Genomic DNA, 6,326 nt, shown 5'->3' with positions numbered 1-6,326 from the left:
TAAAATTATTTGGATTCCTTTTTATCTTTTAATTTCACTTAATGTTAATTTGATGCTTTAGCACTCTATAATAAAATAAAAAAAAGCTAGAAATAGCTATTCCGGCAAAATTACCGGAACAGTAATTTAGATTATTTTTAAAAAATAAAAAACTTATTTAGCTTGAATTGTTGCGCTATCAACTAATTCCATTTCTTCACTGTTGAGTAATTTTTCAATATCAACAAGAATGAGCATTCTTTCGTCTAAAGTCCCTAAGCCTGTTAAATACTCAGTAGACATTGTGACTGCAAACTCTGGCGCAGGGCAGATCTGCTCTGGCTTTAACGTAAGAACATCAGAAACACCATCAACAACAATTCCCACAATTCGATTTAATAAGTTAACCACAATCACAACAGTATTGTCATTATAAGTTACACTTTCTTGTGAAAATTTAATACGCAGATCAACTATTGGAACAATAACGCCCCGTAAATTAGTTACGCCTTTAATAAAGCTAGGTGAATTAGCAATACGCGTGACTTGATCATATCCACGAATTTCTTGAACCTTTAAAATATCAATTCCATATTCTTCATCGCCCAGCGTAAAAATTAGAAATCCTTGTCCAACAGTTTCACCGGATAATTTCTCGAAATGTTCCGAAGCCATAATCTTATTTTATCCTCACTATTAAATGACTGCGCTTGCAGTTGTATTCTTTTTCTTATTTGTCATTTGTGTATGACTTAAACGTTGCAATTCTGGTACATCAAGAATTAAAGCCACACTACCGTCGCCCATAATTGTTGCAGCAGATATTCCAGGCACTTTTCGGTAATTGCTTTCTATATTTTTAACAACAACTTGATGCTGACCAACTAATTGATCTACTAATAAAGCATAACGACGTCCGGCACTTTGAACTATAACCGCAATTGCTTGGGTAATATCAGTTTGGGCACCTTCAATATTAAAAGTACGGTGCAGCTCAATCAGTGGTAAATATTCCCCTCTAACCTGCAATAATTTTTCATCGCCAGCCAATGGATAAATATCATCTTCTTCCGGTTGTAAAGAACTCACTACCGTTCCTAATGGTAAAATAAAGACTTCGTCATGAACTTTAACAGACATGCCATCTAAAATTGCTAATGTCAGTGGAAGTAAAATACGAATACGAGTTCCTTTACCAACTTCAAAACTGATTTGAATTTGTCCCCCCATCTCTTGGATATTTCGTTTTACAACATCCATACCCACACCACGGCCAGAAACATCCGTGACGACTTCTGCAGTAGAGAAACCTGGTGCAAAAATCAGCATAGCAATTTCTTCGTTACTCATATTTTCAGAAACTGCAAGCCCAGAGGAAATCGCTTTTTTCAAAATACGTTCGCGGTTTAATCCTGCGCCATCATCAGTCACTTCAATACAAATATTACCGCCTTGATGTTCCGCAGACAGCGTTAATTGCCCCGTTTCCGGTTTACCCACAGCAACACGATCGGCTGGCATTTCAATACCATGATCAAGACTGTTGCGAACTAAGTGAGTTAAAGGATCGATAATTTTTTCAATTAAGCTTTTATCAAGTTCTGTTGAGCTACCAATCATATTTAGCTCAACTTTTTTATTCATTTTACCGGCAACATCACGCACAACGCGAGGAAAACGACTGAAAACATATTCCATCGGCATCATACGAATTGACATAACAGATTCTTGCAAATCACGAGAGTTACGCTGCAACTGAGCAATACAACTTAGTAAATCACTATATATTGCAGGCTCTAGGCTACCACTGTGCTGTGCCAACATTGACTGTGTGATGACCAGTTCACCCACTAAGTTGATTAATTGGTCAACTTTTTCAACTGCAACACGAATACTGCTTGATTCTGTTTTTGGTGTAGCCACGGCAACAGGTCTTTTCGCTGGCGCTGCCGATGGCGTCACTTTTTCAGCAACCGTTTGTTGTACCGGTGCGGGGTGTTCAACGTGACTTTCAACATGAACATCATCAGTAGATGTTGTACTTTCTTCTATAACTGTATTTTTTTCTGGTGCTTTTTCTGCGATAACCACTTTTTTAAACGAAATTTGTTCAGGTTCAATCACAAAACAAAGTACAGCGCTGATATCTTCTTCTGTTGCCGTGGTTTTTAATATTGCTTCAAGACCATGATGCTGTTTTTCAACTTGGCTAACTTCACCAAGATGCTTTAATTCATCCAGCATTAAATCAATATCTGTCTCTTTAAGATCAGACAAAATGATATGATGGTGATAATGTCCATCAGCCGCCATTGTCGATGGAACTTCAATAGGTTCTGCGGCTTCACTTTGCATACCTTCAGTGTCAGATGACAAAACCGGCGTTTCAACCACGGTGGCCTGTGAATCTGAAGCATCAGATCCCGCAATAGCCTCAACTTGAGGAGCGGATTGTTCTTCTTTTACATCGAGAGCCAGCTGACGCAACTTCTCACAAATATAGTTAAATGTTTCCTCATCAGGTTCTTGTGAGTTTTTATGTGCATCCAATTGCTGTTGCATAATATCTTTCGCTTCCAGAAACAGGTTAATAATGTCGTCGGTGAGCGCCATCTCATGACGTCTTGCACTATCGAGCAAGTTTTCAAGCACATGAGTGGTCTGTTGAAGTTTAACGAAGCCAAATGTTGCAGCTCCTCCTTTTATGGAGTGTGCACTACGGAAAATCGCATTCATCTGTTCTTGATCTGGATTTGCAGGATCAAGTAACAGCAAATGCTGTTCCATATCAGCTAACAACTCATCTGCTTCATCAAAAAATGTTTGATAAAACTCAGTAATATCCATCGTTACTCATTCACCTTTACGCGATTACTAACAAATTAGGGAGCGGTTCCCTGCTTTGTAGTAATATTTGTCGATTGTGATGGCAAACTTTCCCCAGAAACTCCTGTTTCAACATTTTCCTTTTTTGATTCGGGAAGCTCAGATGCAGAAGACACAGACGACCCCGTCTGTGTGTTTTCTGCTTTTTCTTGTGGGGTTTCTTGCCCAGAAAGTAGAGGTTCAATTTCTGAAGCCTCTGTTACTGTCGGTACAACCCGCTCATTTTCTTGTACAATTTTTTGTTCTGCTTGCTTCGTTAAGACCAAAATACTGATCCGCCGGTTAGCCGGTGCAAAACCATCCTCTTTAACTAAATGAACTGTTGATGCCATACCCACAACACGCAACACTTTCCATTCACTTAAGCCAGCACCAATTAGCTCTCGACGAGAAGCATTTGCGCGATCTGTTGATAGTTCCCAGTTACTATATTTAAAAGCACCACTTGCATAAGGAATGTCATCGGTATGACCTGATAAACTAATTTTGTACGGTGTGTCGTTTAAAATAGGGGCAATTGTCGTCAAAATATCCTTCATATAAGGTTCGACGGTGGCACTACCTACTCTAAACATGGGGCGATTTGCTTTATCGATAATTTGAATACGCAAACCTTCATCCATCATGTCGATCAGTAAATGAGGCTTCAGATCTTTTAATCTAGGATCATTTAAAATGACTTGTTCTAAATTCTCTTTTAATCGGCGGAATTGTTGCTTTTCATTAAGCTGTTTATCTTCCTGGCCTTTGGGCAAAATATCACCTTCGTTATAGACAGGATCACGCCCTCCACCAGGAATAGGATTGGTTGCATCTCCACTAAATCGCCCTTTTTCAATCGCGACTTTTAATGGCGTACGAAAATATTCAGCGACACGAGTTAATTCTTGCGGGCTAGAGATTGAAAGTAACCACATCACCAAAAAGAAAGCCATCATTGCGGTCATAAAATCAGCATAAGCTATCTTCCATGCACCACCGTGAGCGTTATGTTGCTTTCTCCCTCGTTTTTTAACTCGAATGATTTGTGAATTACTCTTCATAATTACTCTTCTTTCATTGCATCAGGATTTGCCTGCATTGGTGTCCGTACCTGACGTACATGTTCTTCCAACTCAATAAAAGAAGGTCTGTCTGCCAGAAAGAGGGTTTTGCGTCCAAATTCAACCGCTATCTGTGGCGCATATCCATTCATACTAGATAACAATGTTGTTTTAATGCACTCCATCATTTTCATTTGCTGACTAGAGCGCTGTCTGATCCTAGAAGCTAATGGCGAAATAAAGCCATAAGCTAATAAAATACCTAGGAAAGTACCGACCATTGCATGTCCAATTAATACGCCCATTTCACCCGCGGGTCTATCCGCAGCGCCTAACGCATTAACAACACCCATAACTGCAGCAACAATACCAAACGCAGGTAGTGAATCCCCCATCGTTGATAAGCCTGTTGCAGGTACTTCGCTCTCTTCCTCAAAAGTTGCAATCTCTTCATCCATCAGAGATTCAATTTCATAAGGATTCATATTTCCTGTCACCATCAGACGCATATAGTCAGTAATAAAACTGAGCATATAAACGTCTTTCATAATGCGAGGATATTGGGAAAAAATGTCACTTTGTTGTGGATTTTCGATATCTCTCTCTAATGCCAACATTCCGTTTTGACGTGCTTTTGACAATAAACGAAACATCAGTGCCATTAAATCCATGTACATCGCTTTATTGTAATTTGTACTACGAAGTAATTTGGGTAGGATCTTCATTGTCGATACAATTGCTCTACCATTATTACCTACAATAAAAGCACCGACACCGGCACCAAAGATGATTAAAAATTCGGCTGGCTGGTACAAGGCGCCTAAACTACCACCGACGAGAAGATATCCCCCGATGACGGCGCTCATAACCACGATATATCCTAAGAGTACTAACACGCGATATCCCTTTAGCTAATTTCGTTATAGAGAGAATGGCGAACATAGCAGCAAGAGATAGGAGGGGGAGAGGAAACGGTTCAGGTTATAGATCACTAAGTTCTATAACCTGATATTTAACTTTCAATCTCGAATCACATTGCAAACTGTTCAAGACCATCCAACAGTTGTAAGTTAATATCGGCAGGATTGGCGGAAAGTTTACGTTTTTTTATTGCGCGAGAAGGAGGCTGGCAAAGACTACAAACATAATTGCTAGCTGGCTGGTGTGCGTGTGTAATAAATGAACCATTACATTTGGTACAAACAGAAAGTTGCAACATGCCACTTTCAACAAAGCGTACTAATGTCCATGCTCTTGTTAGTGCTAAAATAGGTTCTTGATCTTTAACAGGCGGACATTGCTCTAAGTATAAACGATAAGCTTTAACAACAGCCTCAACGCCAACACAACCACCATTTTTTAATAAAAAGCGATAAGCGTTATAAAACATTGAAGAATGGATATTTTGTTCCCATGTCATAAACCAGTCCGTTGAAAATGGCAACATTCCTTTTGGAGGAGGGCTCCCTCTTAATTCTTTGTATAGTTTAATTAAACGCCCCCGACTTAATTGAGTTTCACTTTCAAGCATTTGTAAGCGGGCACCCAAGGTGATTAATTCCATTGCTAAGCGAATATCTTTCGCTTCTCGGACGATACTTTTCTCACTCATTGTTATGCCCGTTTCTTTGTCGCAGTAGTCTCTTGTTCCGATAACTGACGAAACAAGTTAGAAGAAAGAAGAATGCCAGTATGAATTTGTTGTAAATCATCCACTCTAGATTCTTTGGTGAGTTGTTCTATTGTTTCGCTGTCTTCAAACCGGAAATTACAGATTAGTTGGTTTGTTTCAGCCAACTTAACCAATTGAGGCAATGTAAGCTCTGCCAGTGCATCCGCCATAGAGTCACTAATCCCAAGCCGAAACATTGCGGAAGCCTTTTCTTGGTTAATTAACCTTTGCGCCAAAAGCAAATACGATAAATTTATGTCATAAATATGCTTAAGCAATTCAACCGTACTCATCTCTTTACATCCCGTCCGATTATATTGAACAAAGAGGATCTCCCTAATGAAAGATCCCGAGGAAATTAATATAAATGTAATATTAAATTTCCAGGCCCCATTTTATGAACATGACACGTAGTAACACTACCTTGTATTACTTAGTTACGGTCATTTTCAAAAGTAGCGAAAAAAACATTTAAATTAAAAGTAAACTTTAAATGCTCGCCAATATAGCTCGTTAAGAATAATCCTAACGCAACAACTTTACTCCTTAACGATTAAGTTATTCAACGGATAAAGTAGTCTAATTTAAATACTATGTGAGTCACATCACAAAAAGATAATCATTATTATGGAATTAGTTCATTAACTATTCAAGTGATAAAAGTAATAAAACTTGGTGTAAATTAATAAGCTAATCTACCCAAATTAAAATATTAACGATAATTTTTTATTTTATACGATCTATTA

Annotated in this window: 6 protein-coding genes; all 6 read right to left on the bottom strand. The window is 38.6% G+C overall.

Annotated elements, in window-relative coordinates; all coding sequences use genetic code 11:
• Positions 1-153: 153 nt before the first annotated feature.
• Complete coding sequence (gene cheW, locus BHE89_RS07490; RefSeq protein WP_023581802.1) at positions 154-654, bottom strand: chemotaxis protein CheW; 501 nt, start codon at positions 652-654, stop codon at positions 154-156.
• A 21-nt stretch (positions 655-675) separates the two neighbouring features.
• Complete coding sequence (cheA, locus tag BHE89_RS07485) at positions 676-2,826, bottom strand: chemotaxis protein CheA (RefSeq protein ID WP_069367455.1); 2,151 nt, start codon at positions 2,824-2,826, stop codon at positions 676-678.
• 35 nt (positions 2,827-2,861) lie between these two features.
• Entirely contained in the window at positions 2,862-3,908 is a 1,047-nt protein-coding gene (gene motB, locus BHE89_RS07480; protein WP_069367454.1) for a flagellar motor protein MotB, read from the bottom strand.
• A gap of 2 nt (positions 3,909-3,910) precedes the next feature.
• Positions 3,911-4,804: a flagellar motor stator protein MotA gene (gene motA, locus BHE89_RS07475; RefSeq protein WP_069367453.1), complete on the bottom strand. Its 894-nt coding sequence runs from the start codon at positions 4,802-4,804 to the stop codon at positions 3,911-3,913.
• A gap of 134 nt (positions 4,805-4,938) precedes the next feature.
• Positions 4,939-5,520 (bottom strand): flagellar transcriptional regulator FlhC, encoded by a 582-nt coding sequence (flhC, locus tag BHE89_RS07470; RefSeq protein WP_006533207.1) that lies wholly within the window; start codon positions 5,518-5,520, stop codon positions 4,939-4,941.
• A gap of 2 nt (positions 5,521-5,522) precedes the next feature.
• Positions 5,523-5,873 carry a flagellar transcriptional regulator FlhD gene (gene flhD, locus BHE89_RS07465; RefSeq protein WP_069367452.1) on the bottom strand — a complete coding sequence of 117 codons (351 nt, stop codon included), beginning with the start codon at positions 5,871-5,873 and terminating at the stop codon, positions 5,523-5,525.
• Positions 5,874-6,326: the final 453 nt, after the last annotated feature.

Source organism: Shigella sp. FC1967, from assembly GCF_001743005.1.
Lineage (GTDB): Bacteria > Pseudomonadota > Gammaproteobacteria > Enterobacterales > Enterobacteriaceae > Proteus.
The sequence above is the reverse complement of the archived record's forward strand: the minus strand, read 5'-3'. Positions and strand labels throughout refer to the sequence as shown.

Coding starts and splice junctions, on each gene's coding strand:
- motB (WP_069367454.1), bottom strand. CDS start 3,908: ATGAAGAGTAATTCACAAATCATTCGAGTTAAAAAACGAGGGAGAAAG.
- cheA (WP_069367455.1), bottom strand. CDS start 2,826: ATGGATATTACTGAGTTTTATCAAACATTTTTTGATGAAGCAGATGAG.
- flhD (WP_069367452.1), bottom strand. CDS start 5,873: ATGAGTACGGTTGAATTGCTTAAGCATATTTATGACATAAATTTATCG.
- cheW (WP_023581802.1), bottom strand. CDS start 654: ATGGCTTCGGAACATTTCGAGAAATTATCCGGTGAAACTGTTGGACAA.
- flhC (WP_006533207.1), bottom strand. CDS start 5,520: ATGAGTGAGAAAAGTATCGTCCGAGAAGCGAAAGATATTCGCTTAGCA.